This is a genomic window from Nocardia sp. NPDC003999 (assembly GCF_053604885.1).
Genome location: NZ_JBSGIB010000013.1, coordinates 61,925 through 84,742 on the forward strand (window position 1 = coordinate 61,925; position 22,818 = coordinate 84,742).

General features: G+C 68.8%; 14 protein-coding genes. 7 read left to right on the plus strand and 7 right to left on the minus strand.

The window, feature by feature from the left end; all coding sequences use genetic code 11:
* Positions 1–44: 44 nt before the first annotated feature.
* Positions 45–479, minus strand: coding sequence for an SRPBCC family protein (locus ACWESM_RS23950; protein ID WP_355078728.1), 435 nt, complete (start codon positions 477–479; stop codon positions 45–47).
* 206 nt (positions 480–685) lie between these two features.
* Between ACWESM_RS23950 and ACWESM_RS23955 the strand changes: the two genes are divergently transcribed.
* Complete coding sequence (locus ACWESM_RS23955; RefSeq protein WP_452493795.1) at positions 686–2,128, plus strand: FAD-binding oxidoreductase; 1,443 nt, start codon at positions 686–688, stop codon at positions 2,126–2,128.
* The gene (locus ACWESM_RS23960; RefSeq protein ID WP_355078729.1) at positions 2,125–3,441 is read left to right on the plus strand and encodes a class I SAM-dependent methyltransferase; all 1,317 of its coding nucleotides are present in this window, start codon (positions 2,125–2,127) and stop codon (positions 3,439–3,441) included. The genes ACWESM_RS23955 and ACWESM_RS23960 overlap by 4 nt, the downstream gene beginning before the upstream one ends.
* A 10-nt stretch (positions 3,442–3,451) precedes the next feature.
* Here ACWESM_RS23960 and ACWESM_RS23965 read toward each other — a convergent pair whose 3' ends face one another.
* The gene (locus ACWESM_RS23965) at positions 3,452–7,033 is read right to left on the minus strand and encodes a protein kinase domain-containing protein (RefSeq protein WP_355078730.1); all 3,582 of its coding nucleotides are present in this window, start codon (positions 7,031–7,033) and stop codon (positions 3,452–3,454) included.
* Between the two features lie 390 nt (positions 7,034–7,423).
* Between ACWESM_RS23965 and ACWESM_RS23970 the strand changes: the two genes are divergently transcribed.
* Positions 7,424–7,906 (plus strand): MarR family winged helix-turn-helix transcriptional regulator, encoded by a 483-nt coding sequence (locus tag ACWESM_RS23970; protein WP_356963420.1) that lies wholly within the window; start codon positions 7,424–7,426, stop codon positions 7,904–7,906.
* Here ACWESM_RS23970 and ACWESM_RS23975 read toward each other — a convergent pair.
* The 4 genes from ACWESM_RS23975 to ACWESM_RS23990 form a co-directional block, all read right to left on the minus strand.
* Positions 7,903–9,000 carry an esterase-like activity of phytase family protein gene (locus tag ACWESM_RS23975; RefSeq protein ID WP_412807401.1) on the minus strand — a complete coding sequence of 366 codons (1,098 nt, stop codon included), beginning with the start codon at positions 8,998–9,000 and terminating at the stop codon, positions 7,903–7,905. The two genes, ACWESM_RS23970 and ACWESM_RS23975, sit on opposite strands and share 4 nt — an antisense overlap.
* Before the next feature lie 113 nt (positions 9,001–9,113).
* Positions 9,114–11,264: a 3-hydroxyacyl-CoA dehydrogenase NAD-binding domain-containing protein gene (locus ACWESM_RS23980; protein ID WP_364435931.1), complete on the minus strand. Its 2,151-nt coding sequence runs from the start codon at positions 11,262–11,264 to the stop codon at positions 9,114–9,116.
* A gap of 115 nt (positions 11,265–11,379) precedes the next feature.
* Positions 11,380–12,594 carry an acetyl-CoA C-acetyltransferase gene (locus ACWESM_RS23985; protein WP_355078734.1) on the minus strand — a complete coding sequence of 405 codons (1,215 nt, stop codon included), beginning with the start codon at positions 12,592–12,594 and terminating at the stop codon, positions 11,380–11,382.
* Positions 12,595–12,959: 365 nt separating this feature from the next.
* Complete coding sequence (locus ACWESM_RS23990) at positions 12,960–15,941, minus strand: DNA polymerase III subunit gamma and tau (protein WP_452493741.1); 2,982 nt, start codon at positions 15,939–15,941, stop codon at positions 12,960–12,962.
* A gap of 450 nt (positions 15,942–16,391) precedes the next feature.
* Here ACWESM_RS23990 and ACWESM_RS23995 point away from each other — a divergent pair, with 450 nt between their 5' ends.
* The 4 genes from ACWESM_RS23995 (at position 16,392) to ACWESM_RS24010 (ending at position 21,631) form a co-directional block, all read left to right on the plus strand.
* The gene (locus ACWESM_RS23995; protein ID WP_356963416.1) at positions 16,392–17,210 is read left to right on the plus strand and encodes a hypothetical protein; all 819 of its coding nucleotides are present in this window, start codon (positions 16,392–16,394) and stop codon (positions 17,208–17,210) included.
* An 80-nt stretch (positions 17,211–17,290) separates the two neighbouring features.
* A complete protein-coding gene (locus ACWESM_RS24000) occupies positions 17,291–19,537 on the plus strand; it encodes an MMPL family transporter (protein WP_452493743.1) in 2,247 nt (748 codons plus the stop codon).
* 44 nt (positions 19,538–19,581) lie between these two features.
* Entirely contained in the window at positions 19,582–20,223 is a 642-nt protein-coding gene (locus ACWESM_RS24005) for a TetR/AcrR family transcriptional regulator (RefSeq protein WP_356963414.1), read from the plus strand.
* A gap of 91 nt (positions 20,224–20,314) precedes the next feature.
* A complete protein-coding gene (locus tag ACWESM_RS24010) occupies positions 20,315–21,631 on the plus strand; it encodes an ammonium transporter (RefSeq protein WP_452493745.1) in 1,317 nt (438 codons plus the stop codon).
* Between the two features lie 136 nt (positions 21,632–21,767).
* Here ACWESM_RS24010 and ACWESM_RS24015 read toward each other — a convergent pair whose 3' ends face one another.
* Entirely contained in the window at positions 21,768–22,622 is an 855-nt protein-coding gene (locus ACWESM_RS24015) for a neutral zinc metallopeptidase (RefSeq protein WP_397280803.1), read from the minus strand.
* Between the last annotated feature and the right edge of the window lie 196 nt (positions 22,623–22,818).

A 22,818-nucleotide genomic window follows, 5' to 3' on the forward strand; every position in this document is an offset into this window, starting at 1 on the left:
AGCAGACCGCGACGACGGCCATGGCCGTCGTCGCGGCCGTACGATCAGGCCAGTTCGCGCTGGAGGTTGCCGAGCACCTCGGCCTGGATCTTCTTCAGGCCGAGCGGCGCGAAGATGCCCTCGAAGATGCCCGCGACGCCGCCCGCGCCCTTCCACGTGGTGCGCAGCGTGACTCGCGCGCCCGCGCCCTCCGGGGTGACGGTCCAGGTGTTCACCAAGGTCGAATTCGAGTCGCGCTCGGTGACAATGGAATCGGACACCGAGACGACCGCGTGCACGTTGCGCGAGCGCTTCTCGGTGGCCTGCAACGTCCATTCCGCGACGGTGCCCGCGCCCTTGCCCCCTTCGACCACCTTGTAGTCGCGGTAGTGCGACGAGAGGATGCGCGGACGCACCGTGTCGTAGTCGGCGATGGCCTCCAGCGCGCGCTGCGGATCCGCCGCCACGTCGATCGAACTACTGGCGCTGACCTGTCCCACAATGAGCTCCTTGTCCGGATGCGGTGTCTCGACGGATCTCCATCCTGCCCTGTCGGCCCCGGATGATAACGGCGAGGGCGGAGCGTGTGGCGAACTTCTCCGGACGATTCGGCATTCCATTTCGCAACATATGCGTGACATTTCTCCACGACCGAGACCTCGCGGTGGCCCCGCCGTATGGTCCGTACTAGCGTCGAGGGGTGGCAGTGAGTCTGTTGGGGAAGGCCGGACACGCACCGGCCGCACGCGAATCAGGATTTGCCGCGCATCGAGCCGGCGTGGATCGCCTTCTGGCGAGTTACCGCGCCATACCCGAGCACGCCAACGTCCGTTTGGCCAAGAAGACCTCGAACCTTTTCCGCGCCAGGGCGAAGAACACCGCGCCCGGCCTCGATGTCTCGGGGCTGACCAGGGTGATCGCGGTCGACCCCGTGGCGAGGACCGCCGACGTCGCTGGCATGACCACCTATGAGGAGCTGGTCGCCGCCACCCTCCCGTACGGGCTCGCGCCGCTGGTCGTTCCCCAGCTCAAGACCATCACGCTGGGCGGAGCGGTCACCGGCCTCGGCATCGAGTCCACCTCCTTCCGCAGCGGTTTGCCGCACGAGTCGGTGCTGGAGATGGACGTGCTGACCGGCGCGGGCGAGATCCTCACCGCCACGCCGGACAACGAGCACGCCGATCTGTTCCGCGGCTTCCCGAATTCCTACGGGACGCTGGGTTACACGGTCCGGCTGAAGATCGAGCTGGAAGAAGTACAACCGTACGTCGCGCTGCGGCACGTTCGCTTCCGGGACCTGCGCGAACTGGAGGCCACCCTCGCGACGATCGTCACGGATCGGGTCTATGCGGACGAGCCCGTGGACTACCTCGACGGCGTCGTCTTCTCCGCCGAGGAGAGCTATCTGACGCTGGGCCGCCGCACCGACGAGCCGGGCCCGGTCAGCGACTACACCGGGATGGACATCTACTACCGGTCCATCCAGCACGAGGGCGAAACGCCCAAACGCGACCGCCTGACCATCCACGACTACCTGTGGCGCTGGGACACCGACTGGTTCTGGTGCTCCCGCGCCTTCGGCACGCAGAATCCGAGGATCCGCCGGTTCTGGCCGAAGCGCTATCGGCGCAGCAGCTTCTATTGGAAGCTGGTTGCGCTCGATCACAAGTACGACATCGGCGACAAGCTGGAGGTTCGCAAGGGCAACCCCCCGCGTGAGCGGGTCGTGCAGGACATCGAGGTGCCGGTGGACCGCACCGCCGACTTCGTGGAGTGGTTCCTGCGCGAGATTCCGATCGAGCCGATCTGGCTGTGCCCGCTGCGTTTGCGCGAGACCGGCCGCACGCAGCGGCCCGGCGAACGCGCTTGGCCGCTGTATCCCCTGGAGCCGGACCGGACCTACGTGAACGTCGGATTCTGGTCGGCCGTGCCCACCGCTCCCGGGCAGCAGGAGGGCGCGGCCAACCGCGCGATCGAGCACAAAGTGACCGAATTCGACGGTCATAAGTCGCTGTACTCGGATTCCTTCTACGACAAGGATGAGTTCGCGGCGCTCTACGGCGGAACCACCTACACCGAACTGAAAAAACGCTACGACCCGAACCAGCGCCTGCTGGATTTGTATTCGAAGGCGGTGCAACGCAAATGACGACATTCAAGGACCGTTCCGATGTCTTCGCCGATCTCGGAACCAAACTCAGCATTGCCGAGATCTTCGAGACCCTCGTCGAGGGCGAAGTCCCGATCCGGTTGACGGCCTACGACGGCAGCGCCACCGGACCGGAGGACTCGGAGTTCGCGCTGGACATCCGGACTCCGCGTGGCATCAACTACCTGGCCACGGCCCCCGGCGACCTGGGCATGGCGCGCGCCTACATCGCAGGCGACATGACCGCCAGCGGGGTGCACCCGGGTGATCCGTACGCGATCCTGAAGGCGATGGACAGCTTGAAGTTCCGTCGTCCGTCCGCGCTGGCCCTGGTGACCATCGCGCGCTCGCTGGGCTGGGAGCGGCTCAAGCCGGTCGCCCCGCCGCCGCAGGAGACGCTGCCGCGCTGGCGGCGGATCGCCTTCGAGGGACTGCGCCACTCCAAGACGCGCGATGCCGAAGCCATCCACCACCACTACGACGTCTCGAACGCCTTCTACGAGCATGTGCTCGGCCCGTCGATGACCTACACCTGTGCGACCTACGGCGACGAGAGCTGGACGCTCGAGCAAGCGCAGGAGAACAAGTACCGCCTGGTGTTCGAGAAGCTGCGCTTGAAGGAGGGTGACCGGCTGCTCGACATCGGCTGCGGCTGGGGCGGCATGGTGCGCTACGCCGCCAAGCGCGGCGTCAAGGTCATCGGCGCGACGCTCTCGGCCGAGCAGGCGGATTGGGCGCAGAAGAAGATCGCCGAGGAGGGCCTGGCCGAGCTGGCCGAAGTGCGGCACTCCGACTATCGCGACGTGCCGGAGGGCGAGTTCGACGCGGTGTCCTCGATCGGGCTCACCGAGCACATCGGGGTGCACAACTACCCGTACTACTTCGACTACATCAAGAACAAGCTGCGCGACGGCGGCCTGTTCCTGAACCACTGCATCACCCGCCCGGACAACACCCGCACCACAAAGGCGGGCGATTTCATCGACCGCTACGTGTTCCCGGACGGCGAGCTGATCGGCTCCGGCCGGATCATCTCCGAGATCCAGAACATCGGGCTCGAGGTGCTGCACGAGGAGAACCTGCGCGAGCACTACGCCCTGACGCTGCACGAATGGTGCAAGAACCTGGTCGCCAACTGGGACGCCTGCGTCGCGGAGGTCGGCGAGGGCACCGCGAAGGTGTGGGGCTTGTATATGGCGGGCTGTCGACTGGGCTTCCAGCGCAACGTGGTGCAGCTGCACCAGGTGCTCGGCGTCAAGTTGCCCGCCGACGGCGACTGGACCGTACCGCTGCGCCCGTGGTGGCAGCCGTAGACCGGGACGTTCAGAAGGCGTTGCTGCCCGCCTCGTTCAGGAGTTCATCCAGGAACGGGGCGGGCAGTTCGACGTCGCCGACCTGCGCGGAGGCGGGCAGGTCGGCGCGCAGCACGCGCAGGATGCCGACCACGCCGGGGCCCGCGTCCAGCAGCGGCCTGGTCCAGCCGAGGTCGGCGCAGGTCGCGACGGCGGGCAGCAGCAGGTTGGTGGCCTCACCGACCCAGCCCGCGGTGGCCAGACATTCCGCGAGGAGCAGCGCGGCGTCCAATTGAGCGCGCGGGCGGTGCTTCTGGCGGGTGTGGTCGGACAGCGCGCGGGCGCGGCGCACCGCCCGGTCGTCAGAGCCGAGCCGGCGTTCGGCGAGCAGTGCGCGGATGGCGGCGAGTTCCTCGGCTTCGGCGGTGAGCAGGGCGGCGCCGGTCAGCCGATGCGCCGCCTGGAGCGGCGTGGATTCACTGAGGTCGGTGTAGCGGCGATCCGCGGACTCCAGCGCCATGCCCAGACGCAGCCGTTCGGCCCGGATATGGGCGGCCAGCCGGGGCAGTCGGTTGTCGGCGGCGATGCGCGCGCCCTCGTCCAACCGCGTTGCCGCGGTGAACAGATCTCCCCCGACCGCCTTGACCCGGGCGCCGACGACGAAGGTGGAGATCAGGAAGTCCACCGGACCGACCCGGGTGACCAGCTCGTGACTTTCGTCGAGCAGCCGGTCGGCGGTCGCCAGATCGCCCCTGCGGTAGCTCATCTCGCCCAGCAGCGCCGCGGCGACCCGCACCGCGTGCGAGCGCGGTCCCGAGCGTTCCCGCGCGAAGTCCCAGGCCTGCTGGAAACAGCGCGTGGCGGTGTCCACGTCGAGTTGCTCGTAGGCGGCGGCGCCCTGGCCGCAGCGACCGAACACCAGGCCGAGCGAATCCTTCGAGCGTTCGTGGTACTCCTCGGCCCACTCCTGGATGTTCCTCGCGCCCTCGAAGTCGAACTCGCACAGGCGCACGAAGGATGTCAGGTTGGCCGCCGTCGAGACCGTCCACACGGGTAGATCGTCCGGCTCCCGCAGACAGTCGGCGACTCGATCCAGCACGCCATCGGTGTGGTCGCGCGCGATCTGGTCGGAGGCGGCGAGCACGGCCGCCTGGCAGCGCTGCACCCGCACATCGGCGTCGCCGGTGGACCCGCGGGCCAAGATGTTGGACAGCCTGCCCAGGGCGTTGCGCGCCGCGCCGGACTGCTGCAGGTTGACGTTCGCCCTGGCCACCGCCATCAGCAACTTCGAGCGCGACGCCACCTGCTGCATCGGCAGCTTCGACACGCTGCCCAGCAGCGTGGCGAGCCGGGAACCGTCGATCAGGTCCATCCCGCCACCCTCGAGCAGGTCCAGCGCCATCTTCAGATCGGTCGCGGCCAGCGCGTGGTCGACCGACTTGCGCAGCAGCTGGTGTTCGGCGTACCAGCGCGAAGCCTTGCGGTGCAGCGACTTCAGCTTCCCCGGGTGGACGCGGTCGAGCCGGGTCCGCAGGTGCTCTGCGAACAGCGGCTGCATCCGGAACCACTCGGGGTCGTGCTCGATGCGCCGCAGGAACAGCTCACGCTGCTCGGCCTGCTCGAGCAGCTGCTCGGCATCCGGCTCCCCGGACAACGCCGCGGCGAGCGAACCGCACACCCGCTCGGTCACCGCGATCGACATCAGGAACTCGAGCATCTTCGGTTCCAAAGTGTCCAAGACGTTTTCGGCGAGGTATTCGCGAATGCCGTGGTTGCCTTCGGAGAGGGTGGCGATCAGCTGAGCTGGGTCGGCGTTGCCGCGCAAGGACAGGCCCACCAATTGGATGGCCGCGGGCCAGCCGTCGGTGGCGGTGTGGATTTCGGTGACCTGTTCCGGCGTCAGGTCGAAGCCGTTGCGCTCCACCAGGATCTGCCTGGTCTCCGCCTCGTTGAGGCGCAGCGCGGCCGAACCGATCTCGACCAGTTCGTCGTGCACTCGCATGCGGCTGGTCGGCAGGCCGGACTGTTCCCGGCTGGTCACGACGAAACGCAGGTGGTGGCAGCAGTTGTCCAGCAGAGCTTCCATCGCGCGATGCGCGCCCGCGTCGGTGATCCGCTGCCAGTCCTCGACGATCACCACGACCGTCCTGCCCGCCGCGTGGATCTCGTCGATGAGCGTGGGAATCACGAAAGCGGCCGCGTCGGCGGGCCGTTCCTCCAGTACCTGGTCCAGACCGGCGCCGACGTCCGGATGCACCCGGCGGATGGCCTGGATCAGATGGGCGAGCAGCCAGATCTCGTTGTCGTCGTCCCGGTCGATGCCGATCCAGGCGACCGCGGTGTCACCTTCGCTGAGCTCGGCGCGCCACTGCGCAGCCAGCGTGCTCTTGCCGAAGCCCGCGGGCGCGTGGATCACTGCCAACCTGCGCCGCCCGCCCGCGCGCAGGATGTCCAGCAGACGCGGCCGTGGAATCGGCTCTCGCGTGGGCGTGGGCGGCCAGAACTTGGTCACGGCCGTCGGCGGCGTCGCCGGCACGACCGCCGGATGCTGGGAGACGGCGGGCCGTAGCGTCAACGGCCAGCTGCGCCGCGCGGTGACCGCGGGACGGGAGGCGGTCCACACCGCGGTCGGTTCGCCCACGGCGGCCGGGGTGGTCGTTTCGGGCTCCGGCGTGGTCTCCAGCAGCGCCATCTCGTCCGGCAACTGATCGTGGCCGCGCTGCACCGCGCGCAGCATTTCGCCGAACTCGTAGGCGCTGGCCGGGCGATCCCGCGGATTCGGGGACATGGCCTGTTCGATGACGCCGGCGACATCCGGCGGAATGTCCTGTTCACGCAGATCGGGCACCGGCTGGGTGGTGATCCGCAGGAACTGCGCGACCACCCGCTCGCCCGCCTGCCGCTCGAAGGCCGCGTGCCCGGTGAGCAAGGCGAACAATGTCGAGCCGAGGCCGTAGACGTCGGAGCGGATGGTCGGCTCGTCACCTTTGAGGACCTCCGGCGCGGTGAACGCGGGCGAGCCGGTGATCATGCTGCTGGACGTGCGGAACCCGCCCGGGATGCGGGCGATGCCGAAATCCGTCAGCTGCGGCTCGCCGTAACCACTGAGCAGCACATTCGCCGGTTTCACGTCGCGGTGCAGGATTCGGGCGCGGTGCGCGCTCTCGATGGCTCCTGCCAGCTTGACGCCTGCTCGTAGCGAGTCCGCCCAGGTCAATGGGCCTTGATCGCGAATCAGCTTTTCCAGTGACCCGTGGGTGCAGTAGGGCATGACGATGAGCGGCATTCCGGTTGCCGTCACGTCCACCTGGAGTATGTCGACGATGTTCGGGTGGCCGGAGAGCCTGCCCATGGCCTGTTCCTCGCGCAGGAACCGCTCTCTGCTCTCCTGGTCGATCTCCGAGGGGAGCACCTTCACCGCGACCACCCGGTCCAGCGCGGTCTGGATGCAGCGATACACCACCCCGAATCCGCCGCGGCCGATCTCCACCGCACCGGACAGGCCCATCGCCTCCAGTTCGTCGGCGATGTCGACGGGCGGCTGCCGCTGCGTCTTCGCCTCGGCCGCAGGGGATTCGGGGCGCACCCGGCCCGAACGCGTCTGTGGATTCATGTGATCACCTCGAACACTCACATCGAATCGGCGACATCGGCGACCAACTCCGCGCCGACCGCCGGACGCCGTGTCCGATATGCCTGCGCATACTCCAACGTAGCGCGGTGCGGTATCACGCGGGTGACGTTTCCGAACAGGTCGGGTGTGTTCCGAATCCGCGTGTTTCGCGCCGCTGAGCGGTTTCGGCGCCGATGCCGCCTCGGTTGTGACCACCGCCACTTCAGGTCCACATGAGCGGATACCCCGAGGCGATTCGACCAACCACCTCGGCTACGGGAACCCGGTCGGCGCGGTGGTGACCTGCCGTGATATTTTACTTCTTCAGAGATCTTTCTTCTTTGTAGAACTATCTTTATACGAGCAGACATTAGGTGCGGAGGAATACCCGTGTCGACACCTGAACCCGACCGCGAGGCCACGGCGCCCGGACTCCGCGCCGACGCCCGCGAAATCTACCGGCGCTACCTGAGCGCGGTCATGCTGCACGGACAAGCGGGGGCGCGGGCGGTCGATCTGGGCGCCACCGATCTGTACGCGCTCAACATCCTCGAACTGGCCGGGCCGATGACGCCGGGCGAACTCGGCGCGCGCAGCGGTCTGACCACCGGCCCGACCACCCGGCTGATCGACCGCCTGGAGGACGCGGGCTACGTGCGCCGCGCGCCGGTCCCCGGCGACCGCCGGAAGGTGATCGTCGAATTGATCGGCAAGCCAGCCGATCTCGACGAGGTGCTCGCTCCCGCACGGCAGCGCATCGGCGAGATCATCGGCGGCTACGCACCCGAACAGCGCGAGGTGCTGTTCGACTACTTCACCAGGGCGGCTGCCGCGTACCAGGCCGCCGCCGAGGAGCTGCGTGGCACGGACTAGGCCACGGCGAGGGCGATGATCTGGGTGATCTGGCGGCTGTCGAAATTGTCGTCGCTGACCAGAACCAAGGTGCGCTCACCGGAGGGCAGACGCGGCCCCCAGGTCATGCCCTCCACGTTGTCGACGGCGGCGAGCCCGACGTCGTCGAGATCCACCAGCAGCCGCTTGGCCACCGGGCGGGCAGCGCCGATCGAGCCGTCGAGTATGTTGGTCGCGGCGCTCAGATCGGCCTCGTAGACGCGGATCTTGTTGGGCGTGCCCGGCGAGAAGGACCGTTCCAGCACAAGAAGTTTCGTGGGGTCCAGCGGATCGGCGGCGAGGATCGAAGCGATCCCGTTCGCGCCGCGGCCGGGCTGCGGCCGCGACTCGGCGAAGACAGGATCCAGCGGATACGCGTACTGGGCGAGCAATGGCCCGGATCGCGCCTGGACGGTGATCCGCGTAAGTGCCCCGCTCGTCGTGGTCGCCGCCGGCCCGTCCTGCAGCAGCGGCCCTTCCGTGGCGGTGGCGAACAACGTGCCGCCCGCGAGGAAGGTCGCGGCCTCCAGTGCCTGGTTCTGTTGCGGCCCGGAGTCGGGGCGCATCCGCTCGTTCTCCGGGATCGGCAGGTCACCGACATAGGAGCCGTCCGGGTGCGCGATCCGCACCGACGGATCTTGCAGCAGGGCGCCGTCCCGCTCGCCTTCTTGCGTCCAGAAGTAATCGCCGGTCCACGGGTCCACCCGGATCTCCTCCGGGTCGACCGACATCGGCGCGTAGGGCGCGCCCGCCGCGGTCAGCAGGGGGTGCGTGCCGGTGAAGGTCACCGGTCCGACTCCGCGCTCGCCGACCTCGAAGCGCGCGGTGTAGTACCGCGCGGGGTTCTTGTTCGAACGATCGTCGCTGATCAGCACGAATTCACCGGTGCGCGCGGAGTAGTCGATCCCGGACAGGCCACCCACGGTGGTGCCCGCGAAGTCCAGGCTCGACGCGACGACTTGCTCGCCCAGCAAACGCACCGATGGCGTCGTCACCGGATCGGCGGCCGCCACCGGGGCCGATGCGAGCGCGAGGGCGCAACTGGCGATCAGAACATGGCGACTACGTCTCGGCACGGCTGCCAACCTATCGCGCCGAACGGACGCGCAGGCGAACGGGCCGGAAAACGGCCGAAGCCCGCCACCGCGAAAAGCGATGGCGGGCTTCGGCGTTGCGTCGCGGCGCGCGATTACTTACGCAGCGAGGCCGGAACCTCGAAGCGCTCGCCGTAGGTCTTGGCGAGGTAGTCGGCACGCTCCACGAAGGCCTCCTGGCCACCCGGGTAACCGACGATGAACTGGTGCACACCACCGGTCCAGGCCGGGAAGCCGATGCCGAAGATCGAACCGATGTTCGCGTCGGCGGTGGAGGTGAGCACGCCCTCGTCGAAGCACTTCTGGGTCTCGATCGCCTCCGCGAACAGCATGCGGTCGATCAGATCCTGCAGCGGGACGCCGAAGCCCGCAGTGGTCTTGAAGTGCTCACGCAGGCCCGGCCACAGACCGGTGCGCTTGCCGTTCTCGTCGTACTCGTAGAAGCCCGCCTTCTCCAGGCGGCCCGGACGACCCTCGGACACCATGTAGTCGATGACGTCCTGCGCCGGGTGCCGCTTGACGCCCAGGGTGGTGTCGCCCGACTGCGCGGCTTCCAAGGTCTCCTTGGCGATCTTCTGCATGAGCTTCATGTTCAGCTCGTCCGACAGCTGCAGCGGCGCGGCCGGGTAGCCCGCCTGCAGACCGGCCTGCTCGATGGTGGCGGGCTCGATGCCCTCCTCGAGCATGGCGATCGCCTCGTTGACGAAGGTGCCGATCACGCGGGAGGTGAAGAAGCCGCGGCTGTCGTTGACGACGATCGGAGTCTTCTTGATCGCGAGGGTGTAGTCGAACACCCGGGCCAGCGCCTCGTCCGAGGTCTTCTCACCCCGGATGATCTCCACCAGCGGCATCTTGTCGACCGGCGAGAAGAAGTGGATGCCGATGAAGTCCTCCTGGCGCTTCACGCCGGTCGCCAGACCGGTGATCGGCAGGGTGGAGGTGTTCGAGCCGAGCAGCGCGTCGGGGGTGACGACGTCCTCGATCTCCTGGAACACCTTGTGCTTCAGCTCGGTGTTCTCGAAGACGGCCTCGATGACGAAGTCGACGCCGGCGAAGTCGGCCGCGTCCGCGGTCGGCTTGATCCGGTCCAGCAGCGCCTTGGACTTCTCCTCGGTGGTCTTGCCCCGGGAGAGCGCCTTGGCCTCGATCTTCTCGGAGTAGTTCTTGCCGCGCTCGGCCGCCTCGATGGAGACGTCCTTCAGCACGACCTCGTAGCCCGCCTTCGCGGAGACGTACGCGATGCCCGCGCCCATCATGCCCGCGCCGAGCACGCCGACCTTCTTGATCTCCTTCTTCGGCACGTCCTTCGGACGCGAACCGCCGTTGTTGATCGTCTGCAGGTCGAAGAAGAACGCCTGGATCATGTTCTTCGCGACCGGGCCGGTGAGCAGGTGCACGAAGTAGCGGGACTCGATCAGCGACGCGTTGTCGATGTCGACCTGCGAGCCCTCGACCGCGGCGGACATGATCGCGCGCGGCGCGGGCATGTTCGCACCCTTGATCTGCTTGCGCAGGTTCGCCGGGAACGCGGGCAGGTTGGCCGCGAAGGCCGGGGACGACGGGGTGCCGCCGGGGATCTTGAAGCCCTTCTTGTCCCAAGGCTGCACGCCGGCCTCGGGGTTGGCCTTGATCCACGCCTTGGCGGCGGGGACCAGCTCCTCGACCGAACCGACCAGCTCATCGATCAGGCCGATCTCCTTGGCCTTGGCCGGCTTGTTGCGCTGACCCTGCAGCAGCACCTGCATCAGGGCGTTCTGCAGGCCGAGCATGCGCACGGTGCGGATGACGCCGCCGCCCGCGGGCAGCAGGCCGAGGGTGGCCTCGGGCAGACCGATCTGCGAACCCGGCACGTCCGCCGCGATGCGGTGATGGGTGGCCAGCGCGATCTCCAGGCCGCCGCCGAGCGCCGCGCCGTTGATGGCGGCCACGACCGGCTTGCCCAGCTGCTCCAGGCGACGCAGGGCGCTCTTGATCTCGGTGAGCTCCTCCATCAGCGTCTGGGCGTCGTCCGGGCCGACCTTCATCATGTTCTTCAGGTCGCCGCCGGCGAAGAAGGTCTTCTTCGCGGAGGTCAGGACGACACCGGTGATGTTGTCCTTCTCCGCCTCGAGCCGGTCGACGGTGGCCGTCATCGATTTCTTGTACAGCTCGTTCATCGTGTTGGCGCCCTGGTTCGGGTCGTCCATCGTCAGTACGACGATGCCGTCCGAATCCTGCTCCCAACCGATCATGTTGGTTTCGCTCACAGCTCTGTGTCTCCTTGGTGAATTAGCAGCGTTCGCGGCCCTACGTGGATACGCAGGCTGCCGCCTCCGGGCCTGACGCTCACGCCGCCGTGAATTCTCAGCTGTCGGTTGGGGTTCAGACCCGCTCGATGATGGTGGCCACGCCCATGCCGCCGCCGATGCACAGGGTGATCAGGGCGTAGCGGCCGTTGCGGCGCTCCAGCTCGTCGACCATGGTGCCGGTGATCATCGCGCCGGTGGCGCCCAGCGGGTGGCCCATCGCGATCGCGCCGCCGTTGACGTTCAGCTTCTCGTCCGGGATGTTCAGGTCCTTCTGGAACTTCAGCACCACGGAGGCGAACGCCTCGTTGATCTCGACCAGATCGATGTCATCGAGGGTAAGACCCGCCTTGGCCAGCACCTTCTTGGCGGCCGGAGTAGGACCGGTGAGCATGATGGTGGAGTCGGCGCCACTGGTGGCGGTCGCGACGACGCGCGCGCGGGGTGTCAGGCCGGAGGCCTTGCCCGCCTCTTCCGTACCGACGAGCACGAGCGCGGCGCCGTCGACGATGCCGGAGCTGTTGCCGCCGTGGTGCACGTGGTTGATCTTCTCGACGAAGTGGAACTTCTGCAGCGCCACCGCGTCGAAGCCGCCCATCTCACCGATCACGGCGAAGGACGGCTGCAGCTTGGCCAGGTCCTCGGCGGTGGTGCCGGGACGCATGTGCTCGTCCTTGTCCAGGACGACGATGCCGTTCTGGTCCTTGACCGGCACGATCGACTTGGCGAAGTAGCCGCCGGTGGTGGCCTTGGCGGCCAGCTCCTGCGAGCGCACCGCGTAGGCGTCGACATCGTCGCGGCTGAAGCCCTCGATGGTGGCGATCAGGTCGGCGGAGACGCCCTGCGGAACGAAGTAGGTGTCGTAGTTGGTGGCCGGGTCCAGGGCCCAGGCGCCGCCGTCGGAGCCCATCGGCACGCGCGACATGGACTCGACGCCACCGGCGAGAACCAGGTCGTCGAAGCCGGAGCGAACCTTCTGGGCGGCGAGGTTGACCGCCTCGAGGCCGGAGGCGCAGAAGCGGTTGAGCTGGAAGCCGCCGACGGTGTCGGGCAGGCCTGCCACGGTGACCGCGGTACGGGCGATGTCCGCGCCCTGATCGCCGACCGGCGCGACCACGCCGAGGATCAGGTCGGAGATCCGGTCCTCGTCGAGGTTCGGGAAGCGCCCGCGCAGCTCCTGGATCAGACCGACAGTCAGGTCGATCGGCTTGACCGAGTGCAGCGAGCCGTTCTTCTTGCCACGGCCGCGCGGAGTGCGGATGGCCTCGTAAATGTAGGCCTCTGTGGTCATGGAGTGTTCCTTCCTCAATGTGCGGCGGCCGGACGTTCGTCCGTCCGAGCGCTCCTTGCGGTCGGCCGGTACGTTCGTCCGTCCGAGCGCTCCTGGGCGGTCGGCCGGACTTTCGTCCGTCCGAGCGCTGGGGTGCGGCGACACCGCGGGTGCGGCATGGCTGCGGCTGACCTCGCCGACCGGCCTTGCGACCGACCGTTCCTAACGCTGTACAAAACCAGGCAAGACAGGACGAACGTACGGCCAGGTCGCCCGTACGCCTGGGCATACCATAGAACGTCGGCGTACCGAAGCTCCCGGCTACCCGTCCATACTACCGTGGAGTGCGAACTCCGGTTAACTTAACGTTGCGAGAACGGTGGTTGTCAACCATCCAATCGTGTGGCACCCAGCTCACTCTTCAGCAATTCGAGGGCGACCTCGTCCGGGTCGCGACGGTCGCCGGGAGCCACCGGATCGGCCGCGGCTGCCATCATCTCCTGCTCCTCTTCCGGGGTCGAGGCGGGAATGACCCGGGCCCCGTCCCAGTCCAGGTCGGTCGACGCGTCGCCCGCGCTCGGCCCGGCGTCGTACCGCGGATAGTCCGCGGGGCCGGGGTCGTCGGGTAGGTCGGGGTAGTCGGGCGGCGGGATATCGTCGTCCGCGGGATACGGGCGCTTGTCGGCGCCGCCTGCGCCGGAACGCCCCGCGCCGCCGGCCTTGTCGGCGTTCGCGTTCTTCGCCTGACTCGGGCGGGAGAAGCGCGGCGCGGGCGCGGCCGAACCACGGGTCGCCGCGTTGCCGGATTCACGTCCAGGCTGGTTGCCCGCCTGCCCGCGGGGTCGGTTCGCGGCACCGCCCGATCGCGGCGCGGCGGCGGGCCGTGGCGCGGCGCCGCCCGCTTCCCAGCGGACCTCGTGGTCGCGGCCGAGCACCGCCCGTACTGCCGACCGGACCGCCTCCAGGTTGCGCGGATCGGACAGGCGCTTGGCCAGCGGCGCGTGCTGGTGCGCGAAGACGATGACCTCGCCCTCCACCCGGGCGACCGACGCACCGGCGAGCATCGCCTGCACGGCCGCACCGAACTCACGCACTTTGGCGCGAATGTCCGCCCAGGCGGCTTCCACTTCCCGCAACAGATCAGCGCTCGGTGTGGCAACAGGACCGGCGGCGAACTCCTGCGCGGACGAACCGGTCGCATGAGACGCCGGCGCGGCGGACCGAGCCTGATCGCCGTGCCCGACGGTCCGCTCGGCAGCCGAATCAGCCCCGCGCTCGCCCCCGGCAGCAGAACCCCGCCCGGCAGCCTGGCCGGCCGCTTGCTCCCGCCCGGCAGCAGATCCCTGCTCGGCAGCCGCATCAGCCCCGCGCCCCCGCCCGGCGGTAGAACCCCGTCCGGCAGCCGCATCAGCCCCTTGCTCCCGCCCCACAGCAGAACCCCGTCCGGCAGCCGCATCAGCCCCTTGCTCCCGCCCCACAGCAGAACCCCGTCCGGCAGCCGGATCGGTCCCTTGCTGTCGCCCGGCGGCCGGATCGACGACCGACGAGGCCGCCCGCGCATTCGTTTCCTGCTCCGACGATCCGCGCTCAGACGTCGCCGAAAGGTCGGAAGGCATTCGTGCCTCTTCGGTTTCGGACGAGAGATCGCCCGGCATCGCGCTCGCACCACGCGCGGCGGCGGATGACGCAGACGCCGAGCCTGCCGTCCCGCGTTGCGGAGCACTCGATTCGATGGTCGCACTCGCCGCTCGCCGCGGCGTCATTCCTGCCGCACCACCGGATTCGGCGAAATCCGGTTCGTCCACCCGCACAGGGCGATCCGTACCCCCTTGCGCAGGCGAACCCGGTGCGACCGACTCGCCAACGACAGGCTCCGTCGGACGCCCGCCTCCGGCACCCGGGAATTCCGCACCGGCACCGGAGCCCGCCGTATCGGCAGACGGATTCTCGGCTCGCCCACCACCGACCGGCGTCGTGTCATCGACATTCCCCGCACCCGCGGATGCGCCTCCGGCACGCTCCCCTGCCCCGACATGCGCCGAACCACCGGTCTCCGCAGCGCTTCCCGAGCGGTCACCCCCGCGGTTCTCGCGACGAATCGCGGCCAGCGCCTCGGCACCTCGGCGACGAGGCGGGTCCGACGGCGAACCAGCCGCAGGCGACGGCGCGGGAGCCTGCGCCGACGGCGCGGCGGGCGCCGGGGCGATGGAACCACCGGCCAGACCGCGCTCGAGCCGTTCCAACCGTTGCAGGGTGGCGGATTCCGCGTCGGACACCGAGGGCAGCAACATGCGCGCGCAGACGACTTCGAGCAGCAGTCGCGGCGCTGTGGCGCCGCGCATCTCCCCGAGACCTTCGTGCAGCAGCTGGGCGTAGCGGGTCAAGGTGGCCGAACCCAATCGCTCGGCCTGATCGCGCATCCGGTCGAGCACGTCGCCGGGGCCGGTGACCAGGCCGCGTTCGGTGGCGTCGGGCACCGCCCGCAGGAGGATCAAGTCGCGGAAGCGGTCGAGCAGGTCGACGGCGAAACGGCGCGGATCGTGGCCCGCCTCCATCACCCGGTCGACGGTGCCGAACAAGGTTGCGCCGTCGTCGGCGGCCAGCGCTTCGACCGCGTCGTCGATCAGCGCCACGTCGGTGACACCGAGCAGCGAGACCGCGCGGGCATATGTGACGCCCTCGGGGCCTGCGCCGGCCAGCAGCTGGTCCAGCACGCTCAGGCTGTCGCGCGGTGAACCGCCGCCCGCGCGAATCACCAAGGGGTACACGGCTTCTTCGACGGGCACGTGTTCTTGCTCGCAGATCCGCCCGAGCAGTCCGCGCATGGTGGCGGGCGGCAGCAGCCGGAACGGATAGTGATGCGTGCGCGAACGGATGGTCGGCAGCACCTTGTCCGGCTCGGTGGTCGCGAAGATGAAGATCAGGTGCGCGGGTGGCTCCTCGACGATCTTGAGCAGCGCGTTGAACCCGGCGGTGGTCACCATGTGCGCCTCGTCGACGATGAACACGCGGTACCTGGACTCCGCGGGCGCGTAGAAGGCGCGGTCCCGCAATTCCCTGGTGTCGTCGACACCGCCGTGGCTCGCGGCGTCGAGTTCGATGACATCCAAGTTTCCCGGGCCGCCCGGCCCGAGCGCCACACACGACGGGCAGGTGCCGCATGGCGTCGAAGTGGGCCCTTGCGCACAGTTCAACGATCGGGCGAGGATGCGCGCGGAAGACGTCTTGCCGCAGCCGCGCGGACCGGAGAACAGATAGGCATGGCTGATCCGCCCCGTGTCGAGCGCGGTACTCAGCGGGTCGGTGACGTGCTCCTGACCCACCACCTCAGCGAATGTTGCCGGTCGGTACTTCCGGTACAGAGCCACGGCCAGAGGTTACCGGCGACCACCGACAACGCGCATGCCCGCCTACCGCCCGGATCAGCCGCACACGGTCGTCGATAAATGTGATCCAAGTCACAACATGCGCGTCGCCTTCTTCGACGGCCGACCGGGACATGCGCAACAGCAACCTCAGAGCTATCACTTATCCTGCACGTGCGAATACCGGACGCACCCGCCGCGGCATCCCGTCGCGGCCGGAAAAGATGGACTCCGACCCCGATTTACCTCCACTTTTTGGAAATAACGAAACCGTCACCATGGGTGACATCGATGCAATCGTCTGGCTAACGTGGCAGACGGCAACTTCGGTAGCCAAACCTTCATCAGGTTGGTGACCCCGGCCGGTCCCTCATCCCGACCGGGGCACAACCAACAAAGCTCCGCCAACGGGTGACCAGCGCCAATCCCCACTTCCACCGGAGGACCGTCCACGTGTCGTGTGACGACATCGCCGCCGCCTGGCTCTCCAGCACCGATTTCGCAGGCGACCGCTCCGCCGTCGCCCTCTTGAGCCGCGCCATCAGTCCCCAGGAGTTCGCGATCAAGCGCGACTCGCTGCCGGTGACCGCGGCCGCCGATCCGGCCACCGCCGCCGCCATCCTCGAACTTCTCGAACGCGGCCAGGTGCCAACCATGGCGGCGATCCGCACCCTGACCGCGCAGAACGAGATGCGCCGCGAGGCCGAGCGCATCGAACGCCTCGGCCGCCGCGCCCAGCGCAGCATCGACGACTTCGGCCGGGTGCTCGCCAAACTCGCGGACGCGCACTGGACCGCGCACGGCTACGGCCCCACCCGCCGTGACGTGCTGTGCACCGAGCAGATCATGACGCTGATCCGCACCCGCGTCGGCAATATCGCGCCGTCGGCGGTCAAACACCTCTGGCTCATCGAGCGCGCGCAGCGCGCGGGGTGGATCGCCTCCAACGCCAATCCCCGGTCCCTGTGCGCGGCGCGGCGTTTTTACGCGGCGCAGTACGGCAACCGGGTGTCGCTGCGTCCCGTGAACACCATCGGCACCGCGATCGCGACGTATCTGGCGGACTACCAGGCCGAGCACGGCCGCCCGCCGCGCTGGTCGGTGGTCGCGCAAGAACTGCGCGACGACCGGGGCCGCCGGATCTTCCACAACACCGCCGATGCCCGCGCCCAGCAGCTGTGGCTGACCACCGCGGAATGGGTGGAAATGTGCGACGACCTTCCCGTGCCCGGCCGAAGGGGCTTGCGGGCCATCCGTAAGTCCCGCGGTTGACCTCGGGCGCGTCGTGCGAGTTCGACAGCATAGGTTAACGACGTTACTCTAACGCCGTTAACCTAGCGAGCGGAGCCGCGATGCTGACCCGGATGGCCCGATTCATCACCCGATCTCCCCGTACCGTGCTGGCCGCGGCGCTCGCGGTCGCCGTGCTCTGCGGCGTCTTCGGCGCTACCGCGCCCGCGCACTTGAAATCGGGCGGTTTCACCTCCGCCAATGCCGAGTCCGCTCGCGTCGCCCAGTTGATCGCGGACAACTTCGCCGGGGCGGCGCCCAATTTCGTCCTGCTGGTCAGCTCGGACGGGGGCGCGGACGATCCGGCCACCAAGGCGGCGGGCACAGTGCTGGCCGACTCGCTCAAATCCCGCACGGACGTCCAGGGCGTCCAGTCCTACTGGACCACGCCGCAGCCGCTGGCGAACGCGTTACGCAGCACCGACGGCAAGAGCGCCTTGGTGGTTGCCTACATCGAAGGCGACGAGACCCAGGTGCAGCAGACCGCGAGCGACCTGGAACGGCAGTTCGCGGGCGTCTCCAACGGCATCACCGTGCGCCAAGGCGGCATCGCCGCGATCTATCACGACGTCACCGAGCAGACCACCCGCGACCTCGCGCTGGCCGAGGGCGTCGCGGTGCCGCTGTCGATGATCGTGCTGATCCTGGTGTTCGGCAGCCTCGTCGCCGCGTCCCTGCCGTTGGCCATCGGGGTGTTCGCCATTCTCGCGACGCTGGCGCTGCTGCGTATGTTCACGCTGTTCACCGATGTCTCCATCTACGCGCTTAACATGACGACGGCGATGGGGCTGGCGCTGGCCATCGACTCCAGCCTGTTCATCGTCAGCCGTTTCCGGGAAGAACTCGCCAACGGCTTGGATCCAGCCGCGGCCACCATCCGGTCCGTGCAGACCGCGGGGCGCACCGTGCTGTTCTCCGCGCTCACCGTCGCGCTCTCGATGGCCGTCCTGAGCGTGTTCGACCTGTACTTCCTGAAAAGCTTCGCGTACGCGGGCGTCGCGGTGGTCGCCGCCGCGGCGATCGCGTCGATCGTGGTGTTGCCCGCGGCGCTGGTGCTGCTCGGCCATCGGGTGAACTCCCTCGACCTGCGGGCTCCGCTGCGCCGCCTGTTCGGTCGCGGCGCGCCCGCACCCGGTCCGCAGGCGCCGGAAGACACCGCCTGGTACCGGCTGGCCGGCGTGGTGATGCGGCACGCCGCGCCGGTCGCGGTCGCGATCATCGCGCTGCTGCTCGCGCTGGGCGCGCCGTTCCTCTCGGTCAAGTTCGGTTATCCAGACGATCGGGTGCTGCCGGACTCCGCCGCCAGCCGTCAGGTCGGCGACGCCCTGCGGACCGAGTTCCCCCAGGCCGATCCGGTCGCCAGCACCACGATCGTGCTGGACGGCTATCGCGGCGACAGCGCGGCCCTCGGCGGATACGCCGGGCAACTGTCCAAGGTGGACGGCGTGCCCGCGGTGCTTTCGGCCGCGGGCGTCTACGTGACCGGCGCGCGAGTCGCGCCGCCGCCGCCCGGAATGATCAACGACACCGGGACCTACTTGAGCGTCGCGACCAAACTCGACCCCTTCTCGCCCGCCGGTGACCGTCAGCTGAAAGCGATCCGGGCGGTCCCCGCACCGGGTGACGCGCTCTACGGCGGCGCCGCGGCGGCCAACGCCGACTCGCTGCAGGCATTGGCCGCCCGGCTCCCGCTCGCCGCCGCCTTGATCGCGCTGACCACGTTCGTCGTGTTGTTCCTGTTCACCGGCAGCGTCGTGCTGCCGGTCAAAGCGCTCGTGCTGAACACCTTGTCGCTGGCCGCCGCGTTCGGCGCGATGGTGTGGGTGTTCCAGGAAGGCCACCTGTCGGGCCTGCTCGGTTTCACCGCGGTCGGATACTTGGTGCCGACCATGCCGATCCTGATGTTCTGCCTGGCCTTCGGCCTGTCCATGGATTACGAGGTGTTCCTGCTGTCGCGGGTGCGCGAGGAATGGCTGGCCACGCACGACAACACCCGCGCGGTCGCGATCGGCCTGGCGCGCACGGGCCGGATCTTCACCGCCGCCGCCGTGCTGATGGCCATCGTGCTCGGTGCCCTGGTGACCGCGAAGGTGTCGTTCATGCAGCTGCTCGGGCTCGGCCTCACGCTGACCGTGCTCGCCGACGCCACGCTCATCCGCGGCTTGCTCGCGCCCGCGCTCATGCGCCTGCTCGGTCCGGCCAACTGGTGGGCGCCCGCACCCCTGGCCCGCCTGCACGCCAAGATCGGGCTGACCGAGGGCGAGGAGGACACCGCAGCACGCCCGCTGGAAACCGCGGGACGCGCATGATCGGTGGGAGGCGTCCGCGGTCGCCGCGCGGTTCCGGAGCCCAGTTGCGCGACGAGATCCTGCGGGCCACGGCCGAGCTGCTCACCAGCACCGGGCACGCCGACGCCGTCTCGATCCGGGCGGTGAGCAAGCTGGTGGGGGTGAGCGCGCCGTCGATCTACCGGCACTTCGCCGATAAGGACGAGCTCCTCGAGGCGGTCGTGGCCAAGGTCTTCGAAGACCTCGCCGACGCGATCCGGGCCGCCACCGACCCCGCGACCTCTCCGTTGACCCAGCTGCACGACCAAGGCATGGCCTACGTCCGTTTCGCCCTCGAGCATCCCGAGCAGTACCGGCTGGCGACCGCGCCCACCGAGACCGGAGGAGCGGTGGATCAGGTCCTCACCAGCGGGGCCTTCCAGCATTTCGCGGCCACCGTGCGCAAGTGCATGGACGAGGGGACGATCGCGCCGCGCGACCCGCTGCCGATCGTGCTGGAGCTGTGGTCGGTGGGTCACGGCATCGCCTCCCTCCTGCTCGCCAAACCCTTCCTGCCCTGGGGTGACGCGGAAGCGACCGCCTCACGCGTGATGGGCGCGGCATGCATCGGCTACACCGTGCTCGACCTGGTCGGCGCGGACCCGCCCACGCCGGACGCGGTCGCCGCGTGGCTGCGCGGTGTCCGGAAGGATCAGCCCTCCGCCTGACCCGGGAGTCACACTTTCCCGATCTGTTGTCGGCCCGCGAGCGACCATTCGGTAACTTCCTCGCAGCGCATTCGCGCGGAAGGAGTAACCCGTGTCCCCGACCATCGACCCCGCGGCCACCGCTTGGCTGCTGATCAGCACGGCCCTCGTCTTGCTGATGACCCCCGGCCTGGCCATTTTCTACGGCGGGATGGTGCGCTCGACCGGCGTGCTCAACATGCTGATGATGAACTTCATCGCGATCCCGCTGGTGACCGTGGCCTGGCTACTTTTCGGCTACAGCCTGGCGTTCGGCGCGGACGCGGGCGGCGGCCTGATCGGCGGCCTCGATCACCTGGGCATGGCGGGCATCGATCCGGGTTCGGTGCACGGCTCGGTGCCGGAGTTGTTGTTCGTCACGTTCCAGCTCGCCTTCGCCGTCCTGACCGCAGCGCTGATCAGCGGCGCCATCGCCGACCGCGCCAAATTCTCCGCGTGGATGATCTTCGTGCCGGTGTGGGCGCTGGCGGTGTACGCGCCGATCGCCCACTGGGTGTGGGGCCCGGACGGCTGGCTCGCGCGGTTCGGCGCACTGGACTACGCGGGTGGACTGGTGGTGGAGATCGCCTCCGGCGCGTCGGCCCTGGCCCTCGCGCTCGTGCTCGGCCCCCGCATCGGATTCCGGACCGACGCGATGCGCCCGCACAATCTGCCCTTCGTGCTGCTCGGCGTCGGCCTGCTGTGGTTCGGCTGGTTCGGCTTCAACGCCGGTTCGGCGCTGGCGGCCAACGGCCTCGCCGCGGCCGTCTTCCTGAACACGCTGGTGGCGGGCTGCCTCGGCATGCTCGGCTGGCTGGCGGTCGAGCAGATCCGCGACGGCAGGCCGACCACCTTCGGCGCCGCCTCCGGCGTGGTGGCGGGCCTGGTCGCCATCACGCCCTCGTGCGGGTCGGTCAACACCCTGGGCGCGGTGCTGGTCGGGCTGGCCGCGGGCGTGGTGTGCTCGTTCGCGGTGGGCTGGAAGTTCAAGGCCGGTTACGACGATTCACTCGACGTGGTCGGCGTGCACTTCGCCGGTGGAGTCGTCGGCACCGTGCTGATCGGCTTGCTCGCCACCGCGGTGATGACCGGCGGCGCCGATGGGCTGTTCTTCGGCGGTGGACTCGCCCAGCTCGGCAAGCAGCTGGTGGCGGTGCTGGTCGTCGCGGCCTACGCCTTCGGCGTCTCCTTCGCGCTCGGCAAGGGCATCGACCGGCTCGTCGGCTTCCGCGTCAGCAAGGAGGACGAGACCGCCGGGATCGACTTCGCCCTGCACGCCGAGACGGCATATGCGGAAGGGGTGCTCGGACACGCGCCCCGCCGCCTCGGTGAGGGGCATTTCGGACGTCCACATCCCGATCGCACGCTCGACGACGATCCGAAGCTCTGATCGATGGGGCCACTCCCGGCAATCGGCACCGGCTCGGGGCGGTATCGCGGACTATCTCACCGGGGAGCGCTGCCGCCCTTCGCCCGGCCTGAGCCGGACCGGATGACCACCGCGGGGCGAGTGCCCGCTCGGCGCGTCAGCTGACCGAGCCCGCCGACGCGGTGAACGTATTGCACTGGGCCGCACGGTTCCTGTTCAGTCCGGTCTCGAACCACTGACCGCCGTTCTCGGCGGACCCGTGGTCGCGCATGTCCCCGGCTTGGTCGCCGCGCCCATAGGCGTCCTTGCGGGCCACGGTGATCTGCGGATCGGTCAGCGAGCCGCCTTTCGACGACGAGGAGAGGTACATGCCGTCGAAACAATTGGCCTGCAATTCGACTCGCCGGGACAGTTCCAATCCCTTGGCGGTGCGCGGCCCGGCGTCGGCCCGATCGCTGTTGGCCTTGCGCAGAATGCCGGACATCGCCTGCACATGGTGTCCGTACTCGTGCGCGAAGACCGAGAGGTAGACCACCCAGTTGTCCTTGAAGTAGTCCGTCTGCAACTGGCTGATCGGCATGTAGATGGTCTTGTTCGCCGGGCAGTAGAACGCCGCGAAATTGCTGGTCGAGCCGGTGCACGGCGTGGTTATGCCCGACGTGGTCGCGCTGACGTTCAGCGACGGCGGCTGGAACGGCAGATTCGCCTCGCGCAACACGGGTTTCCACGCGGACTCCAGGCACGACGCGGCGCTTTCGAAGAACTTGCGGGCGGCGTCGACCTGGGTGCCCCACGGCGAGTAGTCGCATCGCGCCGGAACGAGTGTCGTGCTCGGATCGGTCAGCAACGGGTTGGTTCCAGTTTCCGACGGTCCGGTCGAGCCGTCCGGCTGGGCGTCGAACGTGAAACTCGGTCGCGGGCCGGACGCGTCGTTGTCGCCGCGTCCCACCGAGATCGCGTTGCGCACCAGCCCCGCCGCGACCAGGAACACGATGACGATCAGCAGCACCACCCATCCACCGCCACCGCGTTTGCGCCGCGGCGGGTAAGGAGGCCGTCCGGGCGGACCATAGGGCATCGGCGGAGGGACCGGAGAGCCGTAACCCGCTGGCGGTCCGTAACCGGGCTGGGCATACCCCGGCGGCTGGCCGTAGCCGGGCGGCGGGCCGTATCCAGGTGGCGGACCGTAACCGGGGCGTGGTCCATAG

What these genes read in the sequence shown, in the direction of transcription:
- ACWESM_RS23960 (WP_355078729.1), top strand. Translation starts at nt 2,125, where the DNA reads ATGACGACATTCAAGGACCGTTCCGATGTCTTCGCCGATCTCGGAACC.
- ACWESM_RS23965 (WP_355078730.1), bottom strand. Translation starts at nt 7,033, where the DNA reads ATGAATCCACAGACGCGTTCGGGCCGGGTGCGCCCCGAATCCCCTGCG.
- ACWESM_RS23985 (WP_355078734.1), bottom strand. Translation starts at nt 12,594, where the DNA reads ATGACCACAGAGGCCTACATTTACGAGGCCATCCGCACTCCGCGCGGC.
- ACWESM_RS24000 (WP_452493743.1), top strand. Translation starts at nt 17,291, where the DNA reads ATGCTGACCCGGATGGCCCGATTCATCACCCGATCTCCCCGTACCGTG.